Annotated in this window: 20 protein-coding genes; 10 read left to right on the top strand and 10 right to left on the bottom strand. The window is 40.5% G+C overall.

From position 1 onward, the window contains the following. Nucleotides 1–9: 9 nt before the first annotated feature. Both dapE and AAGD16_RS04800 read right to left on the bottom strand, forming a co-directional pair. On the bottom strand, nt 10–1,215 hold the full coding sequence (gene dapE / locus AAGD16_RS04805) for a succinyl-diaminopimelate desuccinylase (protein ID WP_377113994.1): 1,206 nt from the start codon (nt 1,213–1,215) through the stop codon (nt 10–12). Nucleotides 1,216–1,286: 71 nt separating this feature from the next. Next, on the bottom strand, nt 1,287–2,705 hold the full coding sequence (locus AAGD16_RS04800; RefSeq protein WP_013464459.1) for an MATE family efflux transporter: 1,419 nt from the start codon (nt 2,703–2,705) through the stop codon (nt 1,287–1,289). 273 nt (nt 2,706–2,978) lie between these two features. Here AAGD16_RS04800 and AAGD16_RS04795 point away from each other — a divergent pair, with 273 nt between their 5' ends. Beyond that, on the top strand, nt 2,979–3,632 hold the full coding sequence (locus tag AAGD16_RS04795; protein ID WP_013464458.1) for an OmpW family protein: 654 nt from the start codon (nt 2,979–2,981) through the stop codon (nt 3,630–3,632). A gap of 53 nt (nt 3,633–3,685) precedes the next feature. Here AAGD16_RS04795 and AAGD16_RS04790 read toward each other — a convergent pair whose 3' ends face one another. Beyond that, on the bottom strand, nt 3,686–4,222 hold the full coding sequence (locus AAGD16_RS04790; protein WP_016899430.1) for a thioesterase family protein: 537 nt from the start codon (nt 4,220–4,222) through the stop codon (nt 3,686–3,688). A gap of 112 nt (nt 4,223–4,334) precedes the next feature. Then, nucleotides 4,335–5,891: a transcriptional regulator TyrR gene (gene tyrR, locus AAGD16_RS04785; protein WP_013464456.1), complete on the bottom strand. Its 1,557-nt coding sequence runs from the start codon at nt 5,889–5,891 to the stop codon at nt 4,335–4,337. Between the two features lie 743 nt (nt 5,892–6,634). On the opposite strand from tyrR, the gene AAGD16_RS04780 reads away from it, so the two are divergent. The 5 genes from AAGD16_RS04780 (at nt 6,635) to AAGD16_RS04760 (ending at nt 13,010) form a co-directional block, all read left to right on the top strand. Continuing rightward, nucleotides 6,635–8,134, top strand: a complete 1,500-nt coding sequence (locus AAGD16_RS04780; protein WP_013464455.1) for a peptide MFS transporter — start codon at nt 6,635–6,637, stop codon at nt 8,132–8,134. 540 nt (nt 8,135–8,674) lie between these two features. Beyond that, nucleotides 8,675–9,721 (top strand): 4-hydroxyphenylpyruvate dioxygenase, encoded by a 1,047-nt coding sequence (gene hppD, locus AAGD16_RS04775; RefSeq protein ID WP_016899429.1) that lies wholly within the window; start codon nt 8,675–8,677, stop codon nt 9,719–9,721. A 197-nt stretch (nt 9,722–9,918) separates the two neighbouring features. After that, on the top strand, nt 9,919–11,232 hold the full coding sequence (fahA, locus tag AAGD16_RS04770; protein WP_028835398.1) for a fumarylacetoacetase: 1,314 nt from the start codon (nt 9,919–9,921) through the stop codon (nt 11,230–11,232). A 142-nt stretch (nt 11,233–11,374) separates the two neighbouring features. Beyond that, nucleotides 11,375–12,538 (top strand): M23 family metallopeptidase, encoded by a 1,164-nt coding sequence (locus AAGD16_RS04765; RefSeq protein WP_377113986.1) that lies wholly within the window; start codon nt 11,375–11,377, stop codon nt 12,536–12,538. Beyond that, nucleotides 12,528–13,010, top strand: coding sequence for a polymer-forming cytoskeletal protein (locus AAGD16_RS04760; protein WP_013464451.1), 483 nt, complete (start codon nt 12,528–12,530; stop codon nt 13,008–13,010). Before AAGD16_RS04765 ends, AAGD16_RS04760 begins: the two co-directional genes overlap by 11 nt. A gap of 76 nt (nt 13,011–13,086) precedes the next feature. On the opposite strand, the gene AAGD16_RS04755 is transcribed toward AAGD16_RS04760, so the two are convergent. Next, nucleotides 13,087–13,560: a hotdog fold domain-containing protein gene (locus AAGD16_RS04755; RefSeq protein ID WP_016899426.1), complete on the bottom strand. Its 474-nt coding sequence runs from the start codon at nt 13,558–13,560 to the stop codon at nt 13,087–13,089. A gap of 184 nt (nt 13,561–13,744) precedes the next feature. On the opposite strand from AAGD16_RS04755, the gene AAGD16_RS04750 reads away from it, so the two are divergent. The 4 genes from AAGD16_RS04750 to AAGD16_RS04735 all read left to right on the top strand — a co-directional run bounded on the left by AAGD16_RS04750 (nt 13,745) and on the right by AAGD16_RS04735 (nt 18,245). Beyond that, nucleotides 13,745–14,920, top strand: coding sequence for a multidrug effflux MFS transporter (locus AAGD16_RS04750; protein ID WP_013464448.1), 1,176 nt, complete (start codon nt 13,745–13,747; stop codon nt 14,918–14,920). Between the two features lie 225 nt (nt 14,921–15,145). Beyond that, nucleotides 15,146–16,987: a S8 family serine peptidase gene (locus AAGD16_RS04745; protein WP_028835400.1), complete on the top strand. Its 1,842-nt coding sequence runs from the start codon at nt 15,146–15,148 to the stop codon at nt 16,985–16,987. 145 nt (nt 16,988–17,132) lie between these two features. Beyond that, nucleotides 17,133–17,765 (top strand): LysE family translocator, encoded by a 633-nt coding sequence (locus AAGD16_RS04740; RefSeq protein WP_024602846.1) that lies wholly within the window; start codon nt 17,133–17,135, stop codon nt 17,763–17,765. A gap of 15 nt (nt 17,766–17,780) precedes the next feature. Further along, nucleotides 17,781–18,245 (top strand): methylglyoxal synthase, encoded by a 465-nt coding sequence (locus AAGD16_RS04735; protein ID WP_013464445.1) that lies wholly within the window; start codon nt 17,781–17,783, stop codon nt 18,243–18,245. 4 nt (nt 18,246–18,249) lie between these two features. Here the strand turns inward: AAGD16_RS04735 and yegD are convergent, their stop codons facing one another. From yegD to AAGD16_RS04710, 5 genes are all read right to left on the bottom strand, one after another. Then, nucleotides 18,250–19,614 carry a molecular chaperone gene (gene yegD, locus AAGD16_RS04730; RefSeq protein WP_377113979.1) on the bottom strand — a complete coding sequence of 455 codons (1,365 nt, stop codon included), beginning with the start codon at nt 19,612–19,614 and terminating at the stop codon, nt 18,250–18,252. 79 nt (nt 19,615–19,693) lie between these two features. Further along, entirely contained in the window at nt 19,694–20,536 is an 843-nt protein-coding gene (locus AAGD16_RS04725; protein ID WP_377113976.1) for a DNA ligase, read from the bottom strand. Nucleotides 20,537–20,570: 34 nt separating this feature from the next. Beyond that, on the bottom strand, nt 20,571–21,227 hold the full coding sequence (locus tag AAGD16_RS04720; RefSeq protein ID WP_377113973.1) for an HAD family hydrolase: 657 nt from the start codon (nt 21,225–21,227) through the stop codon (nt 20,571–20,573). 112 nt (nt 21,228–21,339) lie between these two features. Further along, on the bottom strand, nt 21,340–21,639 hold the full coding sequence (locus AAGD16_RS04715) for a hypothetical protein (protein ID WP_024602851.1): 300 nt from the start codon (nt 21,637–21,639) through the stop codon (nt 21,340–21,342). 115 nt (nt 21,640–21,754) lie between these two features. Beyond that, nucleotides 21,755–24,019: a TonB-dependent receptor gene (locus AAGD16_RS04710; RefSeq protein ID WP_377113970.1), complete on the bottom strand. Its 2,265-nt coding sequence runs from the start codon at nt 24,017–24,019 to the stop codon at nt 21,755–21,757. Nucleotides 24,020–24,322: the final 303 nt, after the last annotated feature.

Raw genomic sequence — 24,322 nt, 5'->3', positions numbered from 1 at the left:
TCATATTTATCAAATCCCCTGATTATTAGACTGGCTAAATATATGTACTAATAGTTGGGTGTATATTTTCTCTATTTGTAACAAGTCGCTAATGGGCACATGTTCATTAACTTGATGAATGGTCTGGTTTAAAACCCCGCACTCTATCACTTGCGTGTTTTTACTTGCAAAAAACCGCCCATCTGAAGTCCCGCCGCTGGTACTAAGTACTGGATAGCTTCCGGTCACGTTAAATATTGCCTGCTCTAGCTGGGCGAGTAAGCAGCGCTCTGCCCTATGGCTTGTATAATAAGGCTCACATGGGCGCTCCCATTGCACCGTTAAATATTCGTTTAAATCATTCAGTGCAGTAAGTACCAGCTGTTTCACATCTGTACTTTTATACCCATGGCTGTAGCGAATATTAAACGTAATATCACATTGAGCAGGCACTAAATTATCAAGCACGTTATCAATATTAATACCGGTAACTTGCAAGCTTGTTTTTGAGCTTGGCTCATCTAAAAGCCAATCAATTTGGGTTAATCTATTCACTACTTCAGCGCTGATATGCGCAGCATTGATGGTATTTTCAGGATAGGCCACGTGTCCTGCTTTTCCTTGAATGGTTAAACGTGCTGACAGCGCGCCACGTCGGCCATTTTTTATGGTGTCGCCCACTTGCAAATGACTTGTAGGCTCACCAACAATACAGCCATCAAGTACAACACCTTGTTGTGCTAGGCGTTTCGCAATCAACACTGAGCCATGCTCTGCCTCACCTTCTTCATCAGAGGTGATCAACCAATACAAGGTGCCCTGCTTTTGCTGCGCACTATGTATTAGCGACTGCGTTGCGCTAAGCATGGCTGCAATGCCTCCTTTCATATCGGCGGCACCACGCCCATAAATCGCATCATTAATTATTTTTCCATCAAACGGATCAGCTAACCAGCCACCTTGCGCAGCAGGGACCACATCAATATGACCAGAAAATGCCACCACAGGGCCTGCTCCAAAAGATATTTTAGCAATTAAATTAGTGACATTATGGGCACTAAACTGCTCAATGCTAAAACCTAAATCAGTTAGCTGATGTGCCAGCCACTCAATACCACCAGCGGAATTAGGCGTAATTGACTTAAATTGGATCAGCGTTTGTAAGTGACTGAGCGTTTTTAACTGTGCAATAGTTAAGTACGGCGCGGGTACTTTTTTGTTGATAGCTTTTGTCATAATAAACACACCTCGTTTTAGCAGTGTATTTATTACAACGACTTTTTATGACCGCATTATGAAAGTACAGGCTAACGTGTGCCCTCTTCTATTAATGTTTCTCGTGTCACCTGCACAATGTGTTTATCTTCTTTGGTTAATCTGGTTTTTTTCCATGCGCCACGCATAAACCAAGCGAACGCTATCAGTGCGATGGTTATGTTCGTAATTGCAAACGAATACCATATTCCCTGATCGCCAAGCAAAGTGTGATTAGAAAGAATATAAGCGGCAGGAAACTGCACCACGCATTGTGATAATAACGCGATAATCATGGCATTAAGCATATTCCCAGAGGCACGAAAAGCAGCAACAATACAAAGCTGAACACCAATTCCCCCCCAGCTTAAACACATCACTTGAACAAACTGCGCGCCTTTATTTATTACACTGTTATCTTCGGGAATAAAAAATGCCACCAGCGTATCAGCATACAAGTAAGCAATGCCCCCAACAAAAGAAAGGCCTATTAATCCCCACATACTGGCAAGCTTCGTTATTTGCTCAGCCCGTTTAATATTTCCGGCGCCCATATTTTGCCCCACCAAGGTTGATACCGCCATTGATAAACCCATGGCAGGGATCATCACCATTTGCAAAATATTAGAGCCCACGCCATAAGCCGCAATGGTAACGGTTCCAAAGCTTGCCACTAAAAATGACATGATGATCAAGCCAAAAGCACGTGTTGATAATTCAATAGAGCCAGGCGCCCCTAAGAAAAAAGCCCGTTTCATATATTGCCAATCGGGATAAAAACTTTTTAGCTGTAATTGAATGCCATGGCGACCGCGTAAAAATATAATAATTCCCGCAAGCGCCGCTAAACTTTGTGTAACCAAAGTCGCCAGCGCAGCGCCCATAACGCCAAGCCCTTCAAAACGGCCATAACCAAAAATAAATAGCGGGTCGAGTATAAAATTAAGCAATACAGTGGTGCTAACTATGATTAAAGGCACTTTAGTTTGCCCAATACCCCGCATTAGCGATTGAAACATGGCGTAAATAAACACAAAAATAACGCCAATAAAGGACACATGCATAAACTTAAGCGCATCACTGTAAACCGCCTGCTCAACGCCTAGCAGTTTTAAAAAGTATGGGGAAAGTACATAACCTAAGAGCCCTAACACTAAGGCGGTAAATGCAACCATTAACACCGTTTGCGCTGCAACATGGTTCACTTTATCTTGCTGACCTGCCCCCATGTATTGCGCCGATAAAATAGCACCGGCCATTGCAAGCCCAGAGCCTATAGCAATGACTAAAAAAGTGATCGGGGTACTAATAGACACTGCAGCGACTTGAGTTGCTCCTAATCGCCCAACCCAAAATGCATCCGTAAGCTGATAAGCCGACTGCAATATATTAATGAGGATAATAGGAATACCTAATTTCAACAGCGCTTTAGCAATGGAGCCTTGAAGAAATAGTTGACCAGAGGGATTCATGAGGTCGCTTACTTTTATTAAACCGTGAATATAGCCTTAGTTTAACAAAACTAGCTGATTATATTCTGAATACTTCGTTTGCGGCTTGTATTTAAGTGATCAGTCAATAACTTTTAAGCACTAATTAAGTAAAAGTTTAATCTAAATCAATAAATAGAGGCTCTTTACTCATCCGCTTTTGAAACTTTGATCTAGAACAGGTTTTTATTTTTAACCTCGAGCAATAATAGCCTCAATCAACAAATAGTCACACAGTAGTTCACGGAGAACAACATGAAAACTAAACTAAGCATTGCAATACTTACTTCTTTACTGGCTCTTTCTCCTGCAGCACACGCTAACTTTAGTGTTAATGTTGGCGCAATTAATGTTAATCCAGATAACGATGGTTCAAAAATCAACGAAGCACCCACTCTAGGCTTAAAAGGCGACTCAGATACTCAGTTAGGTATTACTGTAGATTACGCATTTAACGACCAATGGGTATTAGAGCTTATTGCAGCAACGCCGTTTTCTCATGATGTAGAAGGTACTGGTGGTTTAGCTGGTAATAAAATTGCTGATATTAAACATTTACCACCATCACTGGTTGCACAGTACCACTTTTTAGATAGCAGCTATGCACTTCGTCCGTTTGTAGGTGTGGGAATTAACTATACGACGTTCTTTGACGAACAGCCTTCTGCAGCACTTAAAGCAACGTTAGGAACTAACGATGTAGAAGTAAAACTAGATGATTCATTTGGTTTTGTTGCTCAAGTAGGTGCTAACTACAAGATTGATGAAAAATGGGGCCTACACGCTATGGTATCTATCATGGATATTGATACTGATGCGACTGTTTATGCTAATGGCGCAAAAGCATTAACATCAACCGTGTCACTTGACCCTGTTGTTGCCATGTTTGGTCTTAAATACTCGTTTTAATAACGTTTATGTGTGTGTTAAAAAGGCCGTTAGGCCTTTTTTTTTGCCTGTGTTTAGCGAGGTAAGTTATTTACTTTTTTTTGCTCAAGCATTTCTTTCCAGTGAATTATTTCAGCCGGTAAAATGGGGGCAACCCCGTCAAAGCCTGCAACCTCGAGCATATGCTCAACACTGACCACCCCTTTCTTACTTTTAAACACGCCGCGCACATAAGCAATGGCATGTAAGCCACGCTCTGAATGAAACTTTTGTTCAATGTAAAAGTATTTATGATCCCAGCCAACCAAACGCGTACTAATAGTAAAACGTTGCATTGGCTTAATATCGCGGATGTAGGTAATAGCTGTCGCATTAACAATAGGAAACCAACGACGTTTCATTATTTGCTTAAGCAAACCAACCCGTTCAGTCATCCAGGTACGCGATAAATCCATCATCGCTAAATAGCGTGAATTGGTTAAATGCAAATTAATATCGCAGTCACTTGGTAATGCTTTGTAGTCTATATCAACCGTATCTAACAACGATTGATAGTCACGATTACGTTTAATTTTAAAAAATAACAGCAGTAGTCTAAAATATAAGTTCACAGTAGAGGTCTTACCAGTTGAGTTTTTATCAGTGTATCATAGCGATTGACTCCTTTGGTTGTTTTTGAACCAAGGAATCAATCACTAAATGAGGATGTTTGGGTATCTATCTTTAAACTTTAACCGTTTTGCGGTTAATGCCGTAATCACGCAATTTATTAGCCACAGCAGTATGACTCAGTCCCAAGCGTTTAGCTAACTGACGAGAGCTAGGATAGGCAGGATAAAGCTTACGCAGTAAGGTGGCTTCAAAACGCTTAACCGCTTGATCAAGCGAGCCCTCAAAATCAGACTCTAAATAGCCTAAATCATGGGTAAACGTAGGTAACTGTAAATGTTCAACGCGCAGTTCACTGTCTTCTAACAACGATACCGCACGGTAAATCGCATTTTCTAATTGGCGTACATTGCCAGGCCATGGGTAATCTTGTAAAAACGTTAAACATTCTTCAGATAACTCGGGGACTGTATGGCCATTTTGCTGCGCATATTTTTGAATAAAGTGTTCAGCAAGTGGCCCAACATCCGCTTTACGATCTCTAAGCGGCGCAATTTCCAGTGTTAATACATTAATTCGGTAGTATAAATCTTCTCTAAATACGCCCTCTTGAACCATTGCTGGTAAATCTTTTTGCGTGGCAGCAATAATACGCACGTTCACTTTAACTTCGTTTTCGTCGCCAACTTTTCTAAATGTACCGTCTTGTAAAAAACGTAGCAATTTAGTTTGTAGCTGCGTCGACATTTCACCTACTTCATCTAAAAATACCGTTCCACCATCCGCTTGTTCGAGTACACCACGTTTAGGCGCTGCGTTTTCTTCATACCCGGCATAACCGAATAGTTCGGACTCAGCAACATCATCTGGTAACGAGGCACACGATAAAGCAATAAATGGTTTTACTGAGCGGTTAGATGCATAGTGACAAGCTCGTGCTAGCAACTCTTTACCCGTCCCCGTTTCACCCGTAATAAGAATGGGAGCTTCAAGTTGCGCCATTTTTCGCGCTTCGCGAACCACACGGCGCATCGCCGTGCTAAAGTTATGAATAGTCGCGAAGCTTTCTTGGCCATAACGCCTAAAAGCACTCACTTGCTGACCTAAACGGCTTTGCGATTTTATATTAATTACCGCACCCGCTAATACATCGCCTTCGCTGCCTTGAGGGACCGCAATAGGCAGAATATCAGCAATAAAATCTTCACCAGCTACTTCAACACGCGTGGTTTGCCCCAGTACTTCTTTGCCCTCTAACCAACGGGTAAAGTTAAAGCCTTTGAGCAAATTATTAATATTAGCACCGGTGACTTCTTTTTCTGTTAATTGTAAATCTTTGCAGGCTGCGTCGTTACACAGGCGTACCCACCCTTTAGCATCAATAGATATAACGCCATCAGGAAGTGCTCTTAATAAGGTGTTAAGTTCGTTGTGCTCACGTTCAGACGGTAAAAACGCGGTTGTGCGTACATCATGTACACCATCGATTAAGCGAATAGACGGCATGATTTTTTGAAATTGTTCAAATTCAATCTCAGGAAAACTCACATACATACGACAATTTACTGAGTCGACTTCAATCCCTTTTAAGTCAACATTGTAGCTAACTAAAATATTAAGAATCTCTTGAGCAATACCAACTCGGTCTGCACAGTGAATATCTAAACGCATACACCCTCAGGTAAGGAAAAACTAGTTGGCGTGAATAATACGCTAACTCTGTTTACGAGCATAGTTTATTGTAAAGAAATTTGGACGAAAAAATGTTTTTTTACTAACTAGAGGGCTTTTTCAAGCACTTAACGAATTCAAGCTTGGCTGTTCACTAAAAGTCGGGGTTATTGCAACTCAATTTAGTCAAGCTGGCCTTGTATAAATTATATACTGAAATGAGCGAATCATTACTGTCCATACGCCAATATTCGCTCATGTTTAATCTAAGCGGTGATTATTAAATTAAAGTAGTAAAGGTTAACTATTATTGAAAAATTTGGTAGCTGTAACTACCCGTAAAACAAAGCTTTTATTTGTTTTTTAAGGCGTGTTCAAACAATATAAAAGGTAACTTTGCAATGACAATGTTACCTATGATGTTAAAGATATTTTTTGATAAGTTTAGGTGTTTACTGCAGCAAATAGGGGTTCACACACTGGTATTTAACAATTACATAACCGATGTATGATAGCGCGCTCAACGCTTCCCCTCGCACAAAGGTCTATGTATACTTAGGCGCAATTGTAACTAGGATAAGGGTGTGACTCTTACCTAAACGTATAGCTGCGTTTAGCAAACCATTACCTTAGCTGCATAAAAACACTGATGATCGAGCATTTATTATACTTTTTATGAGTAAAAATTTAGCTAAATAAAAAACCACAAGGTCATCAAAACAATAATGAATTAGGAAGTAAATATGAGTTCAAATTCTGACAGTGGCTGGTTTGGTCACCCTAAAGGACTTTCAACCCTGTTTTTCACAGAAATGTGGGAACGAATGAGTTACTACGGTATGCGAGCGATGCTCGTATTATTTATGACAGCAAGTTTACAACAAGAAGGCCTAGGATTTACCGTTGCTTCTGCTGCTGCAATTTATGGCTTATACACAGGTTCAGTATACTTTTTAGGTTTACCTGGTGGTTGGTTAGCAGATAGATTATTTGGTGGTCAAAAAGCAGTATGGTATGGCGGTATTATTATCATGTGTGGCCATATTATTTTAGCCGTGCCACATGAATATTCATTTTTCATTGGTTTGATCTTTGTTGCAACAGGTACTGGTTTACTAAAACCTAATATCAGTGCCATGGTTGGTCAGCTTTATACTGACGAAGATGAGCGCCGTGATGGTGGTTTCGCTATTTACTACATGGGTATTAACTTAGGTTCTTTAATTGGTTACTACGTGTGTGGTTACTTTATGGAAAACGTAGGTTGGCACTGGGCATTTGGTGCCGCGGCTGTCGGTATGGGTATTGGTTTAATTCAATACAAGCGTACACTTAAAAACTTACCAGATCACAGCGCCTTACCTGCTAACCCATTAAGTCCTAAAGGTACTTCGCGCGCATGGGGTGGTATTGCTGCATTTGTTATCGCGACCGCCGGTGTTACCGCTGCTGCGATGACGGGTGCTATTGTCATTAACCCATCGATTGTTGCAGGATACACCGCAGTTATATTTACTGTTATCTTTTTCGTTTACTTTGGCCTTATATACTTCAAAGGCAAACTAACCGATGCTGAAAAACAAAGAATGTGGGCGCTATTTTTAGTCTGTGTCGCTTCAGCCTGTTTTTGGTCTGGCTTTGAACAAGCCGGTTCTTCATTAAATCTGTTTGCTCGTGACTATACAGACCGTCTGGTTGGCACATTTGAAATTCCAACGACCTGGTTCCAATCTCTAAATTCATTGTTCATTATTGCGCTATCACCATTCTTTGCCGCTTTTTGGATTAATTTATCTAAAAAAATGGTCTCGCCTACTTACAGCGTAAAATGTGCGTTGGGCCTCGTTATTATGGCTTCAGGCTTTTTAGTAATGTTTATGGCAGCACACTATGCCGCTGAAGGCTTAAAAGTAGCACCTTATTGGCTTGTTACTACGTATTTCTTACACACAGTGGGTGAGCTTTGTTTAAGCCCAGTTGCATTGAGCGCTGTAAGTAAGTTATCGCCTCGCCGCTTTACTGGTCAAATGATGGGGGTATTCGTACTTACATACTCTATCGGTAACGTTATTTCAGGATTACTTGCTGGTAACTTTGATCCTAACAATGTTGAAGAAATCCCGAACCTTTACCTACAAATTGCCTTATTTAGTATCGGTGTAGGTATCATCTTAGTACTGATGAGTTTTAAAGCTAAAATATGGGAAAAACAAGGTTTAGAACAAACCGCACCAACACAATAATTTAGATTTATCACACGCATAATTATGAGCTTTGATAAATGATATCAAATACCTCCTGTAGTTAACTGCAGGGGGTATTTTTATGGCCGCTAGATTAAACCACACAATTTTTACATTCAGCCGTTTATTATTTATACCTCATCACTGTGCACAAACGAGTTTATAGCAGCAAACCATCAATACTCTTTGATTTTATATATATCGCAGCTAACCAAACTCATTAAAAGTGTAAATAATAAAATACAAAAACCGCACTTTTTTTAGCGCAAAAAAACTAAAAACACATATAAATAAATTAAATTAAACTATTAATAATCAAAAACTTAATAAGAAAACCTGTACTTTTATCTCGCTACCTAATTTTTACTTTCACCTGCTCGTATGTAAATAACCAACATACTTTGATAACCGTCTCGTAAAATTTACACACGCGCTATTTACTAAATAACAACACCCTCTTCCCCAAAACACCAATCTGGTTAATCATGCAGGCAATACGATAACTAATAATCGCAGTGCTTAATTGCGGGAGTAATTATAATGAGTGAAGTAAATAACCCTTTAGGTTTGGTTGGTATTGAATTTACCGAGTACGCAACACCCGATGCCGATTACATGGATAAAGTGTTTACCGATTTTGGTTTTTCAAAGTTAAAAAAATTCAAAGGTAAAGACATTGTTTATTACAACCAAAACGATATTCATTTTTTACTAAATAATGAACGCGATGGTTTTTCAGCTGAATTTGCTAAAAATCATGGCCCAGCAATTTGTTCTATGGGTTGGCGCGTAGAGAACGCTCAAGCGGCGTTTGAAGCAGCGGTGGAGCGTGGCGCTAAGCCTGCTACTGATGCAGCAAATAAAGACTTACCGTACCCTGCCATTTACGGCATTGGCGACAGCTTAATATACTTTATTGAACAGTTTGGCGATAAAGGCTCTATCTACGCAAACGACTTTGAAGATTTAGCTGAGCAAAACGTCGTTAATGATAAAGGGTTCTTACGTATCGACCACTTAACTAACAACGTTTATAAAGGCACAATGGAAACATGGGCTAACTTTTATAAAGACGTGTTTGGTTTTACCGAAGTGCGCTACTTTGATATTAAAGGCCAAAAAACAGCCTTACTCTCTTATGCATTAAAATCACCTTGTGGCACTTTCTCTATTCCAATCAATGAAGGTAAAGGTAACGACAATAACCAAATTGATGAATACCTAGGCGAATACAATGGCCCAGGTGTACAGCATTTAGCCTTTTTAACTGATGACTTAGTGAGCTCACTTGATAAGTTAGATAAATCAACTATCGCCACTTTAGATATTATCCCTGAGTACTACGATACTATTTTTGACCGTGTACCATGGGTTAAAGAAGACAAAGAAAAGATTCGTGAGCATCAAATCCTGGTTGATAGCCAAAGCGAAGATTGCTACTTATTGCAAATTTTCTCTAAAAACTTATTTGGCCCTATCTTCATTGAGATGATTCAACGTGTTGACGATGGTGGCTTTGGTGAAGGTAACTTCCAAGCGCTGTTCGAATCAATCGAGCGAGATCAAGAACGCCGCGGCGTTTTATAATTAAAATTATGACTCTAAAAAGCAGCGTATTTCGCTGCTTTTTGTCGTTTAATCGTAACTAAGAGAGCTTATCTCTCTTTGCGTGTTTAAATCGCGCTTTTCATCACCATATAACTAGTAGATATTTAAAATTTGCTGGTGCTATGTTCTTATCTAATAAATTGATATGCGCGACCAACTAAACCAAAGGAAATGTAATGAGTTTAATTAACGAAACCCATGATATAAATTTAACTAGCTGGGTTGCATCAGCAAATGATGCACAATGTGACTTCCCTATCCAAAATCTACCTTTTGCCGAAGTACGTCGCAAAAATAGCAACGAAGCTTTCCGAGGCGCGGTTGCCATTGGCGATCAGGTTATTGATTTAGCAAAAGTAAATGAACTCGCTATTTTTAGTGGCGATGCTCAAGTCGCCATTGCTGCAGCAAGTAAACCTACACTAAATGAGTTTATGGGTCTGGGTGAGCAATATTGGTCAGCCCTACGTTTAGCATTATCGAAAGCATTACGTGAAGGTTCTGAGCATCAAGAACAACTTACACACGCACTTATTGCGCAAAGCGAGATTGAATTTGCTCTGCCGTGTCGCATTGGCGATTACACCGACTTTTACACCTCGATTTATCATGCTACGGCCGTAGGTAGTTTATTCCGCCCTGATAACCCACTGCTACCGAATTACAAGTGGGTACCGATTGGTTATCACGGTCGTTCGTCATCTATTGGCGTATCTGGTCAGCAGTTCCATCGCCCTAAAGGACAAACTAAAGCGCCAGACGCAGAAGTACCTTCATTTGGTCCGTGTAAGCGTCTTGATTACGAGCTTGAACTGGGTATTTACTTGGGTAAGGGTAATGAGCTGGGTGATGCTATTGCCATTGAAAATGCTGAAAAACATGTGTTTGGCTTTTGTGTTTTCAACGATTGGTCAGCACGTGATTTACAAGCATGGGAATACCAACCGCTTGGTCCATTTTTAGCAAAAAACTTTGCATCAACCGTGTCACCATGGATTGTAACTACCGAAGCACTTGCACCATTTAGAACAAGCTGGACGCGTGATGAAAATGATCCGCAACCATTGGAATATTTAGAATCAACGGCTAACCGTGATCAAGGCGCATTTGATATTCAAATGGATGTTAAAATTCAAACGCAAAAAATGCGTGATGAAGGCTACAATCCAACACAAGTATCTAAATCTAGCTTTAAGCATTCTTACTGGACTGTGGCACAAATGGTGACTCACCATACGGTAAACGGTTGTAACTTTATGCCAGGTGACATGCTGGGCTCTGGAACGCAATCAGGCCCAACTCATGAAGAAGCTGGTTCATTACTTGAGCTTTCTCGTGGTGGTAAAGAAAAAATCACCTTAAGCAACGGCGAACAGCGTAGCTTCTTGGAAGACGGCGACAACGTGATAATGCGTGGCTGGTGTGAAAAAGAAGGTTTTGCACGTATTGGCTTCGGCTGCGTAGAGAGTACGGTACTGCCAGCAAAATAATTGCAAAATCAATAAACTAGTAAAAAAGGGTGGCCGAATAAGCCGCCCTTTTTTATTAATTAAGCCATAGTTACAATTTTTTTCTGGCTTTTTTAGTTGAAATTGCTATCTTGAATCCGTTAATAGTCAGTAAATATGTGACATGCCTGTATTCATAAAATCTTTTTTTCATAAAAACTTCCCAGCTCGCCAGCTGCTTATTCGCCAAAATGGCGAAGTAAAGCATGTGGTTTTGGCGCCATGGTTACAAGTTTCTGTACTCGCTATTATTATCACCGCTATTGTGTGGATGAGTGTCTCTAGTATTCGTGTGTATATGCAAACACACCAAATATCTCATATCGAACAAACTCAACTTGATAAGCAAGCGCAGTGGCAACAAAAAGTAAAGCAGCAGCAGCAACGCTATGCATTACAACAAGAACAGTTAGCTGAACTAGAACAAAAACAAGCTTTATTACAAGGTATGATTGAATCATTGCCTGCTTCTATTAGCAAAGACGCCATTAAATTAGAGGGTGAGCTTGACTCCTCCCCTATAAATGAGAGTGAGAGCGAATTCCATGAGCCGCTCGAAGATGACAAGTCACAAAACAAACATGCCCATAATAGCGCCACCAGTTTTGAGCAGCGCTATACTTTACTAAATCAGCAATACGATACTAATTTTACCTTATTAGCTGCGCAAATTAATCAACGCCACGACGCTATTTTAGAAATATTGCAAGACACAGGTCTTGAAAATGCACTTGCACAGCACCTCGCCTTAGCGGCACAAACAACGGCGCAAGGTGGCCCGCTGGACATACTTGATGAAAGTAAAATACCCAATACATTTTTAGCAATTGCCGATAAGTTGCTTGTTTTAAATCAGCTAGAAAACTTTTTAACCGCCTTGCCGAACACATTACCCTTACCTGCCGCAAAATATTATATTTCGAGCAACTTTGGGCTTCGAAAAGATCCCATGAATAAAAGACGCGCATTTCATAAAGGCGTTGATTTAGCTGGCTGGCATAAAACAGAAATTTTTGCCCCTGCCGATGCAACGGTACGTCGAGCTGGCCGCAATGGTGGTTATGGTAACTTTATTGAATTAGAACATAAAAATGGCGTTGTAACGCGCTTTGGTCACTTAAACAAAGTTAATGTTAAGAAAGGCCAAGTTGTTGCAAAGCACGATGTCATTGGTTTAATGGGCAGTACCGGAAGAAGTACAAGTACTCATTTACACTATGAAGTATTAATAGACGACAAGCATGTCAATCCACTAAAAATAACAAAGGCGCTTTCTCGTGTTTGGTAAAAATAAACAAGCAAAAACGGACTCATCAATCAAGCGAGTGAGTCATACTCCCTCAATTATTTCTAACGATGTGCGTATTACGGGCTCTTTAGTTAGCCAAGGTGAAGTGCAACTCGATGGACGTATTGACGGTGATATTAAAGCTGAGCATTTAGTTATCGGCTCCTCCGGTGTTGTTGAAGGCGTTGTTGAGGCTAGCAGCGTTGTTGTTAAAGGTAAAATCATAGGCTCTTTAAATGCAAGCGAAGTGAAGATCGAAAATAATGCCCATGTCCTTGGCGATATTTTTCATGACACACTAAGCATAGAAGCCGGTGCGATTATTGAAGGTAGTTTAAAGCAGCGCTTTGAAAAAGAAGTCATTGAGCATGCTAAAGATAAACCAAAACCGGTTAACGATGTAAAAGCCATTGTTGACAATGAAGACAGTGGCCTTTCGTTTGTAAACAAGTCGTCTACTGCAAAAAGTTAAACCTGAACAAAAAATGGTTTAGTCAATAAACTAAACCATTGTTTTTAATACTTTATATAAAAATATAATTTAGCAATTACTTCTTCTTTGTGATGTACATGGTTATATCTGCAGTAAACACCAACTCATTTCGGGTATTATAAAGCTTTACCGGCACCACTAAATCTTCTTTATCAATCCATTGATGAGGCAACTCAATTTCAGCAATCGCGGTAACGTCTGTGTCTACTTTAGCTAAATATTGTACTGTCATACCTTTAGGTATCCAGCGGTGTGTTTTATACGGTACCGTCGCATCCACCATCACTCCCGCACACAGCTCAGCCAAATTACATTGAGCAATCGCATGAATTGTTCCAATGTGATTATGTACACGGCGTGTGTTTTTAACCACAGCACTACAGTGCCCTGCTTTTAAATCTAAAATAGTGGGTTTCATAGAGCCAAAATAAGGTGCCTTGAAACACACTGCTTTACTGAAAAGCCAGTTACCGCATGGCCACTTTTTAAATTTATGCCATGTTTTTATTAATGCAGACTCATTACTCATTATTATTTTTCCATTGTCTTTGCTTAAAAAGCAAATTAACACATCGGATCAGTTTAAAGAAGTGTGATACTTAAACAAAAATAATCATAATAAGGTTAAAAGTAGGTAAGTTGGCTGATACATCGGCCATAAGCCCTTTCTTTTTCATCAGTCGCCACTTAAAATACCGACAAAAGGAGACCTGATGCATACACAGCCCGCTAAACCCAATTTTACTTTATTACTTATCTTAGCGTTACTCGTCATTTTTTGTCCGATGGGCATTGATATTTACCTGCCTGCCTTTCCCACTATCGCAGAGCAATTCTCAGTGAGCGAAAAGCAAGTACAGCAAACGGTGGCTATTTTTATGCTTACTGTTGGTTTGGGGCAGTTAATTGCAGGTCCACTCGCTGATCGTTTTGGCAGAAAGCCCGTCGCCTTAACTGGGGTCGCTTTGTATGGACTGGCGGCATTGGGTGCATATTATGCCCCTAGCTTTTTAGTACTGATGTTTGCTCGTGCTATTCAAGGATTAGGCGCGTGCGCTACCTTTGTTGTCGCTTTTGCAATAGTAAGAGATAAGTTTGGTAGTGAACGCAGTGGCCAAATAATTACCTATCTAAACGGTATAGTTTGCTTTATTCCAGCATTAGCGCCTATTTTAGGTGCTTGGCTAACCGTACAGTTTGGTTGGCAAATGAACTTTCTATTTTTAACCGGTTTTGCATTACTGGGGTTTATTGTCACCTTATTCTTGTTTAGGGAAACACGACCAGCAGACAGTCATTACCAGGGGCATATTTTAGATTTAAGACGCTTTTTTCCCATCATTTCAACCCCATTATTTTTATTTAATAGCTTGTTATGTATGGTCACTATGTCAGCCATATTGGTGTTTGTAACACTGGCTCCCGGTTGGCTCATTACTGAATTAGGTGGCAGCGTAGCCGACTTTACCTTTTGGTTCTCGCTCAATGCAGTGCTTAGTATTCTTGCTAGTTTTATTATGCCTATTTACATTAAACGCCAACCTAAAAGAGCCTTAAAAATAGGCCTTTTAGTGCTAGTGAGTGCCGGCTTACTTATGTTGTTATTAAGCCAATATAAAACGCCATTGGCATTAATGATCCCTATGTTCATTGCAGCATTTGGTTTTGCTTTAACACTTGGCTCTGCCGCTGGGCGTGCTTTGAGTTTATTTCCTAAACAAGCTGGCACCGCCTCTGCTCTTTTGGGAGCAATGCAAATGAGTGGAGCAAGCTTATTGGTTTTTATTACTCAATACTTAAACTTATCAACCCCAGAGCTTATTGGTACGCACTTTCTATTATTAATTCCTTTTTGTTATTTACTGTTTCGTTATGCTAAATATGCTTAGCCACTAACGCATTTTCAATACTTCTCTCATTTTGGCTAATTCAGGTGCTACTTGATTAGCCGCCCCTAATCCAAACAAAACATATATTTTTTGTTTAAAAATAATTAATTTTTAGTTAAATAATTTCGTTTTTGTAGATAAAACACCTTGTTTTTTGCTTTTTATTATTTTAATGTCGGTTTAAGTTAACAGAAAATTAACCAATTAATTCTAGGATATTATAATATGAAAAAGAATAAACTCGCCTTAGCATTAGTTCTTACTGGTATTTTTGCAGCCGGAACTGCCCATGCTGCAAACGATCGCTTCATCATTCAAGTTGATAATAATAAAAAAGGTGTTGTTAAAGCGCTTACTAAAAAACTAGGTGGTGAGATTAAAGTAGATGGTAATGGATTTATTGCCGCAAAATTTACTGGTCAAGATTTAAGTAGCTTAAAAGGCCTACTCAACAACCCACATATTAAACTCATTGAAGAAGATCATAAGCGTGTACCTATGTCATTATTTAACGATGATGTAGGCGATGCAATGCAGCAGCAAATTACGCCTTATGCCGTTTATCAATCACAGGTTGATCAAGTAACTTTTGATGCCAATGCAGGCATGAAAGTCTGTGTTATCGATTCCGGCTTAGATAGCTCAAACCCTGACTTTATTTGGGGCAACATCACCGGTGATAACGACAGTGGCACCGGTAATTGGTTTGATAATGGTGGCCCACATGGTACTCACGTAGCCGGTACAATTGGTGCTGCAGACAACAACCTTGGTGTGGTGGGTATGGCACCGGGTGTGGCAATGCACATTATTAAAGTATTTAACGAATCAGGCTGGGGTTACTCATCTGACTTGGCTCAAGCAGCAGATTTATGTTCTCAAGCAGGTGCGAACATTATTAGTATGAGCTTAGGGGGCGGCGGCTCAAACAGTACAGAATCAAATGCGTTTGCTAACTTTACCAATGCAGGCGGCCTTGTTGTTGCTGCCGCGGGTAATGATGGTAATAACGTACGTTCTTATCCTGCAGGCTACCCGTCAGTTATGATGGTTGGTGCTAATGATGCCAATAATCAAATTGCTGATTTTTCACAATTCCCAAGTTGTTCATCAGGTCGTGGTAAACGTGCAACAAACGATGAAACCATTTGTGTAGAAGTAACAGCCGGTGGTGTTGATACGCTATCAACCTACCCTGCAGGTATGGCTACAGCAGCGAGTATGTCAGCCGATGGCACAGCATATAATTCATCAGCAATGGAAAATGCAGGTCAAGTTACGGCGAGTGCCTACTTTATGGGGACCGGCGAAACCGTTGATCCAGGTGCCGCTGGTAAAGTATGTATGATTGATCGTGGTGTTATTTCATTTTATGACAAAGTTGCTAACTGTGAAAACTCAGGCGGTTTAGGTGCGGTTATTATCAACAATGAAGCCGGCATGTTATACGCAACACTAGGTGATACCAACGATACTTCAATTCCTGCTGTAGGCGCTGCATTTGAAGATCGTAGCGCATTAGTTGCTAGTACAAACGTGACAATTAATATTGGCGCAACTGATTATGGTTTTATGAGTGGAACGTCAATGGCAACGCCTGCAGTTTCAGGTATTGCTGCGCTAGTATGGTCTAACCATAGAGACTGTACAGGCACAGAAATTCGCGATGCGTTAAAAGCAACAGCGCAAGATCAAGGGGCTGCTGGTCGTGATGATTACTTTGGCTATGGTATTGTAAAAGCGGCAGACGCTGATGCTTACCTTACAGCAAACGGCTGTGCGGGTGGCGGCACGGGTGGCGTTGATCCCGAGCCAGGCGTAGATGATATCTCTCTTAGCGCTTCAGGTTACAAATCAAAAGGCACTAAATTTGTTGATTTAAGTTGGAATGGCGCAGCAACAAGCCAAGTTGATATCTACCGCAATGGTAGCAAAGTCATTACCACTGCAAATAATAATGTCTACACCGACAGCATTAATACTAAAGGTGGCGGCACCTATACATATCAAGTATGTGAAGCGCTGAGCACTACGGTGTGTTCAAATAATATCACCGTTAGTTTTTAATAAATTTAGCACTTCGTTATGTTTAAAAGTATAACGGCTAGTTTTATAACAACTTAGTATCCTCAACTTAGCGGGCAATATGCCCGCTTTTTATTTTTGTATTTGCTTGATAAAATCACTCATCACTTCTTTTTTGTACTGTTTAATGATCAACCCTGACTTTTTGCTCTCATTTTTACTCGCCAGCTTTTTAATGGCCGTTGCGCCAGGGCCATCAAACGCGTTTTTAATGGCGCAAACATTTGCTAACGGGCGAAAAGCAGGTATGCAAAGTGCTTTTGGCTTTGCTTTAGGTGGCGTAGTACATACATTTTTTGCGGTTGTTGGTTTAAGTGCTATTTTAAAAGCCTCTGAAACAGCCTATGCCAGCGTACAATATGCAGGTGCAGCCTATTTATGTTACTTAGGTTTTATGATGCTTAAAGGCACGTTTATGCCACCATCTTGTGAGCAAAGCGATAAACCGCATGTTACAACCAATAAAAACAAAAATGTCATGTTTCAAGCCATGATGACAGAAGTGCTTAATCCTAAGGTGGCTTTGTTTTTTATTGCTTTTATCCCACAATTTGTTGACCCTAGCTTGTCATCTGCAACCTTTCAGCTGGCATTTTTTGGGCTACTTTATCCAATCTTTGCTTTTCCGATTGACTGCACGTATATTTATTTCGGCGATAAAATAGCTCAATTTTTTAGAAATCACCCAAATAGCCAGCTCTGGATTGATAGGTTCACAGGCATTGTATTTATTGCCTTGGCGATCAATTTATTACTCTAACTAATAAGAATCAGCATGGATCAAAAAATACAATCTCTACCTGCGCAAAAAAATATAGCCTTAGTAGCACATGACGGCAAAAAAGCCGCGCTTAAGTTATGGTGCGAAAAACATAAGGCCACTCTAAGTAAACACACTTTATATGGCACAGGGACTACTGGGCATTTAATTGAGAAAACAACAGGGCTTGATGTTATTCAATTATTAAGTGGCCCTATGGGCGGCGATCAACAACTCGGGGCGAAAATAGCGGAGCATGAAATACATGTATTAGTCTTTTTTTGGGACCCTTTAGCCTCGCAACCTCATGATCCTGATGTTAAAGCTCTTCTCCGTTTAGCTGCTGTGTGGAATATTCCTGTGGCGTGTAATGAAGTGAGTGCCGATATGCTACTTAGCTCACCACTAATGGATATAGAGCTTGAGCGAACACTGCCAGATTACGAAAAGTACCTCGCAACCCGACAAATATCTCTATAGTAGCTTACTTATAAAGCATGCTGGCCCATTTAGTAAGGCCAGCAGTTACACTACCAAAGTGATCACCGTTCACCATTTTTATGTCGCCTAAATGTTCACTCAGCGCCGCTTTAATTAATGGAGACTGTGCACTCCCCCCAGTTAAATAAATCACATCGGGAGTGGTATTCGCATCAGTAATTGCCTGTTTAGCCAAGGTCACAATGTGGCTAATGCTATCGTCAACAGCAAGCGCTAAATCAGCGACTGAAATATCTTTGCTTAATGAGTTATCTAAAAAGGCTAAATCACAATTAAAACTATTTGCGGATGTTAATGCAATTTTAGCCGCTTCAGCTTGTTGAACTAATTGGTGACCTTGCTTATTTTGCTGTAAGTGAATAAGTCGTTTGTAAAGTTCAGGGGCGCTGACATCGCGTAACTGCGCACTGAGTTCACGATAATGCTGAGCACTATAAAACTGGCTCTGTAAATTCACATCGTTAATTTTACAAGCTTGCCAAAATGGTTGATTAGGTAGCGGTAAACCTGATTTAAACGTACTGCCAAGCCCGAGTAACGGCATTAAACCATGGTAGCTCAAAGCAATATCTAAATCGTTTCCGCCAACACGTTTACCACTATGTGCTAAAAAGTCTGCATCTCGCTGGCTATTTCCTCTAAAGCTTGGCCCCATTTGTACAAATGAGCAGTCACTGGTACCACCGCCAATATCAATCACCAATACTTTTTGGTCTTGCGTTAAATCACTTTCATAATCAATACCAGCGGCGAGTGGCTCATATAAAAACTCAACATCTTTAAAGCCTGCTCGGTTTGCTGCGCGTGTTAAAATGCCCACAGCTTGTTGGTTTGACTGCTCACCGCCAACCGCTTGAAAATTCACTGGGCGACCAATAACAGTTTGGCTCAGCGTATACCCTAACGATAATTCAGCACGTTGTTTTATTTTTAAAATCATTGCTGTGGCAATATCTTCAAAAAAATTGATTTGCCCTTGCTTTAAGCCCGTTGCGCCAAAAAATGATTTAGGGGATTTTACAAAATAACCTTCTTCAGGAAATTGCACATATTCACTAATCGCCTCTCGGCCAATAAATAGAGTGTCGTCGCCGGCTTGTAAGTCTAGGTCTGATTTAATTCGCGGGAGCGTATTAAGCAAGGGTTGGCGCGCGGTTTTATAGGCATGCTCATGCTCTGAGCCCTGCAAATACTGCGCAACAAAATCAACGACTAAGGCGCTATGATGTGTGTATAAAGTTGATGGAAGATAATGTTTGCCTTGCTCTAAAGGAATGAGCTGAACACGCTCTTCGTTTAAAATACCCATAGCACAATTAGAACTACCATAATCAAAACCAACAAACATAGATCACCAAACATTACCAAAAAGGCCGCGCAATTTAGCATAATTGCTAAAAAATATATACTGAATTGGCCTACACTCTTTATTTTTCGGGTCTTTCTCGCAAAAAGCTAGCAAAACGCGGTAAACCATTTTTAGTGTATCCGTGGTATCGATAAGTGATTGTTGAACCAATGGCTGGCGGACGCTTGCGTTCTTCATCACTAAAGCCCGTGCCAATAGAAAAGGTTACGCCTTGCTTGGTTTGCACTCGTAATGCCCCGAGCATACCTGTGTATTTACCTTTACCTGGTAAATATTCAATAACTAGCGCTTCAGCATCCAAATAAGGTTTGAGTTTTAACAATGCACTAGAGCGACCACTCGTATGCTTAGCCTCTGCTAAATGAAGCATAACGCCCTCCCCGCCTTGTTTGGTGACCTCATTAAAGTAATCACTTAGTTGCTGATTGTCGCTAAATTGATATTGCTTAACCGCATTAATATGTGAGCTATTTAACTTAGTAATGAGTGACAGGTAATTTTGATAGCGACGATGAAAAGGCGTGTTTGTATCTGGCATATCAAATACTTGATAAGTCACTGTTTGCCAGAGTAAGTCGTCGGGTATTTTTGTTCTAACAATACCACTGAGAACAGAAAATTGACCCCGCTTGGTCCATAATTCACCATCTAACCAAACATCAGGCAAAGGGGCGGTAAACCACTTTGGAGGATTAATTGGATTACCTTGGCGGGTAACAAATTGTTTCCCCGTCCATATTGCTCTAACGCCGTCAAACTTTTCACTCACCAAATATTGGCGAATATCGTTATGCTTAGTTTCATCATAAACATCAGCGAGTTGCACCTGCGGCAATTGCGCTAATAAACTCGCACTAAAAAGCGTTAAAAAAATAAATAGGTATCTTTGAATAGTAACCATAACTGCATCCTTGCAAATTTAAATATGGCTTAAACTATAGTTGAGATTGAAGCCATTGCCAAAATTCTTCAAGGTTATCCATTTGCTGTGTTGCTTTACTGAAGTCGTGCTGCTCGGTGTGCTTATTAGCAATCGCTACAACGGCTAAGGCTGCATTATTTGCTGCTGTTACGCCAGTGAAGGTATCTTCAACGGCAATCGCATTTTTTGCAGCGACCTGCATATTTTTAAGTGCTAATAAATAAGGATCACCGGCAGGCTTTGGATTGGTTACATCGTCTTTTGTAACCACCGTATCAAATAAATCATAAAACCCTAATCCTTTTAGTATTGGCTCAGCTTCATGGCGTGCGCTGCCTGTTACTAACGCCATTTTTAAGCCTTGCTCTTTAACTGCGAATAAAATATCTGCAGCATAAGGCATTAAAGGCGGTAAATTGGTTTTAACGTATTTGCTAAACAAACGGTATTTTTCATCCGCTAAATAGCGACTACTCACAGACAAGTTATGGGTTTGTTTTATTTCCTTTGCAGCGTCAATTGTGGGGCGCCCAGAAAAGCGCTGGCAAAAATCATCTTCGTCATAACGCACACCAAAAGACGCAAGTAATTGGCTCCAGCAGGTATAATGAACACTTTCAGAATCAACTAACGTGCCATCCATATCAAATAATACCGCTTCAATAGACATACTTTCTCCTTGTTGTTTAGCTGTTTAGCTGTTTAGCTGTTTAGCTGTTTAGCTAATCAGCCTATGCTCTGAATAATAAAAAAGGTGCCTAAGCACCTTTAATTAATTTATGTTACTCGGTCAAGCCTGCTGGTGGCTCAGCATAAGCGTCTTCACCTGTGTCTACATCAACTAACTCGTAACCACGGGCTTTGCGCATCACTTTAAGTACGGGTTTTTCAAATGCGGTTTTTAAGCGCTCAGCATCATCTTTTAGCTCATCTAAAGTGGTACCAAACGGCGCTGCCCCCGTTTCTGACCAGTTAGTTACTTTACCATTTAGGTTATATTCCACTTCATGTATTTGATATTGCGCCGCTTCATCTTTGGTTGCTTCACAAAAAATTACACGGTAATTCCAAAATCCAGCCATTACTTTTTCTCTTTAATAAACATATGAGCGCTACTTTAGCAGCTCTACAAAAATAAAAAAGCCTGCACTAGGCAGGCTTTTATCAATAATTACAATTTAACGTTAAATTTTTCGATTAGAAAAAGTTAACTTTAAATTCAGCACCAATGTAACGCTCTTCGTTAACCATTGCTGTGTTGTTGTTGAAATCAACACCACCAATTGCTTGTTGCTCGTCAAATAGGTTACGCACGAATGCTGATACTTCATATTCGTAGTCGCCTTGTGCCCATGCATAACCAGCACGTAGGCCTACTTCTGTTAATGGCTTACCTTCAAACTCAACTGATTCATATAAGAAAAAGTCAATTTCACTGCGGTACGACACATCAGCGTAAGTGAAGAATTCACCTTCAGCGAGTTCTTTAGTGTAACGAAGTGTGATGTTAGAGATCCACTCTGGTGCATGCGGTAAGCTGTTGCCATCAAGCATAGCTTGACCATTGATGATTGGATCTAAAAGCTCCAATCGACTTGGTGCAGCAATACTAAGAGTATCGTCTTTAAGCTCGGTTTTGTTGTAGCTTAAGTTAAATGTGGCATTTAGCTCATCCGTTAACACCCACTCAGAATCAATTTCGAAACCGTAGCCAGTTGTTTTATCAGCATTTAATAAGCGGTTAAAGTTAGCACCACCACCTACAGCCGTTAGCTGTTGGTCGTCCATGGTGTAATAAAATACCGTTGCGTTAACACGGCCTTGACCATCTAACACATCAGATTTAATACCTGTCTCGTATGACGTAACAGTCTCTGAATCAGCAACGGTTACTTCACTACCAAATAAGATACGACCTTGAAGACTCGGTGCGCGGAAACTGTTAGCAATGCGGCCATACCAATTTACATCATCATTGATTTTATAGTTAGCCGATAAATCCCAGCTTACGTGATCATCACTTACATCACGCTCAATAAATAATGGAGCACCTGCCTCACCTGGTAATGGACCAAATGTACGATTTGCTGAGAACTCTTTCTCATCATCTGAATAACGAAGGCCCGCGGTTACTTTCAAATCATCAGTAATGGTGTAATCAACTGAGCCGAATACTGCCCACGCTTTAGTGTCTTGCTGCTGACTAACAAACCCATTCAATACGCCATTATTGGCTGTATCATAGCTAAAGTTTTCAATTGTTAATGCTTCGTCGAAGTAAAAAACACCCACTTGATAGTTAACATCACCGGCAAAGTTACTTGATAAGCGAAGTTCTTGTGTATATTGGTCTTGGTCTGGAATACCATCAGCACTTTCTGAAGAAAAAGGAGTAGAACCTGGACCCATATAACCAGGAATACCAGATGAATCAAAACCACCATCGATGTCAGCACGAGAGTAAATTTCTGCACTTTCCCAACCAGAGATTGACGTTACTGTATGGTTAGCTAAGTCCCACTCAAGCTTAAGGCTTGCACCTTGCGATTCCACTTGCTGCGTCGCACGAGATGCGGCATCGTGATACACCACGTCATTTTCAAAACCATCAACTAAATCGTTAGTACCAGGCTTGATAGTATTGGCACGAAAGGCAATTGGAGAGCCATCTAAATCACGAACATGGTAGTTTAATAATCCAGTGAAATCGTCACCTTCATATAAAAATTGAATACGGGCTGCTTGTTCAGTGTAACCACCTAAGGCATCTTTTTGCTCAAAACCTGGTGCACGATTATCAATGTAATCGTCTTTATCTTGCCAAAGTACTGAAACACGTGTTGATAAACGGTCTGTTAGTGAACCACCAACTGCGCCTTCAAAATCAACTGCGCCACGGCTACCGTATGATACAGAGCCATAACCTTCAAATTCTTGACTTGGTTTAACGGTATCAAATTTAACTAGACCAGCAGGCGTATTACGGCCGAACAACGTACCTTGTGGGCCACGCAGCACTTCAACACGGGCTACGTCAAATACAGGGAAACCTTTTAAAATGGCATTTTCTTGTACAATTTCATCAACCACCAGTGACACAGGCTGTGAAGCATTCAAATCGAAATCAGTGTTACCTAAACCACGTACATAAAAGCGTGGGAATGAACGACCAAATGAAGATTCAATAGACAAACTTGGGATTTTCGCATTCATAAAACGAATATCCATACCAGCTGAGCTATAAGCATCTAAACTGTCGCCTTGCAGGGCTGAAACAGCAACGGGTACTTCTTGGGCATTTTCTACTCGTTTACGAGCAGTAACTTGAATAACTTCTAGTTGGTTCTTCTTAGCAGTGGGCTCTTGCTCAGCGGCTACAGCTGAAATTGAAGTACCTGCTACGGCAGAGAACAACGTTGCATTGATAAGGGTTGCTAACGTAGATCTTTTCATTGCTTTCATGTCGGGGTTAACCTTTTTAGTGCACTCTTGTTCAACGGTTGATGTGTTGCGCAATTAAATAATTACGGATTCAGTCAATTTTTCGCGACTTGCTCTATGCGGCGCGGACCTTATTACCGAGAGTACAAAAACGGCATAAATAAGGCTGACTGAATGCGCGAGATTATACCATGCTGTAATTAATTTACCGCATGCTGAGTGTTAAAAATATAAACTTATTTTTAACACTTAAGCGCACTATCCCGACTTTTAGTGTACTTTTAGCAACTAAAAAACCAAAAAGCGGACATATGTCCTTACAAT

The organism is Pseudoalteromonas sp. M58, from assembly GCF_042604605.1.
Classification (GTDB): Bacteria; Pseudomonadota; Gammaproteobacteria; order Enterobacterales; family Alteromonadaceae; genus Pseudoalteromonas; species Pseudoalteromonas tetraodonis.
The sequence above is the reverse complement of the archived record's forward strand: the minus strand, read 5'-3'. Positions and strand labels throughout refer to the sequence as shown.

Bases quoted from the DNA above. Each gene is read 5' to 3' on its own strand.
- dapE (WP_377113994.1), bottom strand. From the start codon at position 1,215: ATGACAAAAGCTATCAACAAAAAAGTACCCGCGCCGTACTTAACTATT.
- AAGD16_RS04800 (WP_013464459.1), bottom strand. From the start codon at position 2,705: ATGAATCCCTCTGGTCAACTATTTCTTCAAGGCTCCATTGCTAAAGCG.
- AAGD16_RS04795 (WP_013464458.1), top strand. From the start codon at position 2,979: ATGAAAACTAAACTAAGCATTGCAATACTTACTTCTTTACTGGCTCTT.
- tyrR (WP_013464456.1), bottom strand. From the start codon at position 5,891: ATGCGTTTAGATATTCACTGTGCAGACCGAGTTGGTATTGCTCAAGAG.
- AAGD16_RS04780 (WP_013464455.1), top strand. From the start codon at position 6,635: ATGAGTTCAAATTCTGACAGTGGCTGGTTTGGTCACCCTAAAGGACTT.
- hppD (WP_016899429.1), top strand. From the start codon at position 8,675: ATGAGTGAAGTAAATAACCCTTTAGGTTTGGTTGGTATTGAATTTACC.
- fahA (WP_028835398.1), top strand. From the start codon at position 9,919: ATGAGTTTAATTAACGAAACCCATGATATAAATTTAACTAGCTGGGTT.
- AAGD16_RS04765 (WP_377113986.1), top strand. From the start codon at position 11,375: ATGCCTGTATTCATAAAATCTTTTTTTCATAAAAACTTCCCAGCTCGC.
- AAGD16_RS04755 (WP_016899426.1), bottom strand. From the start codon at position 13,560: ATGAGTAATGAGTCTGCATTAATAAAAACATGGCATAAATTTAAAAAG.
- AAGD16_RS04750 (WP_013464448.1), top strand. From the start codon at position 13,745: ATGCATACACAGCCCGCTAAACCCAATTTTACTTTATTACTTATCTTA.
- AAGD16_RS04745 (WP_028835400.1), top strand. From the start codon at position 15,146: ATGAAAAAGAATAAACTCGCCTTAGCATTAGTTCTTACTGGTATTTTT.
- AAGD16_RS04740 (WP_024602846.1), top strand. From the start codon at position 17,133: ATGATCAACCCTGACTTTTTGCTCTCATTTTTACTCGCCAGCTTTTTA.
- AAGD16_RS04735 (WP_013464445.1), top strand. From the start codon at position 17,781: ATGGATCAAAAAATACAATCTCTACCTGCGCAAAAAAATATAGCCTTA.
- yegD (WP_377113979.1), bottom strand. From the start codon at position 19,614: ATGTTTGTTGGTTTTGATTATGGTAGTTCTAATTGTGCTATGGGTATT.
- AAGD16_RS04725 (WP_377113976.1), bottom strand. From the start codon at position 20,536: ATGGTTACTATTCAAAGATACCTATTTATTTTTTTAACGCTTTTTAGT.
- AAGD16_RS04720 (WP_377113973.1), bottom strand. From the start codon at position 21,227: ATGTCTATTGAAGCGGTATTATTTGATATGGATGGCACGTTAGTTGAT.
- AAGD16_RS04715 (WP_024602851.1), bottom strand. From the start codon at position 21,639: ATGGCTGGATTTTGGAATTACCGTGTAATTTTTTGTGAAGCAACCAAA.
- AAGD16_RS04710 (WP_377113970.1), bottom strand. From the start codon at position 24,019: ATGAAAGCAATGAAAAGATCTACGTTAGCAACCCTTATCAATGCAACG.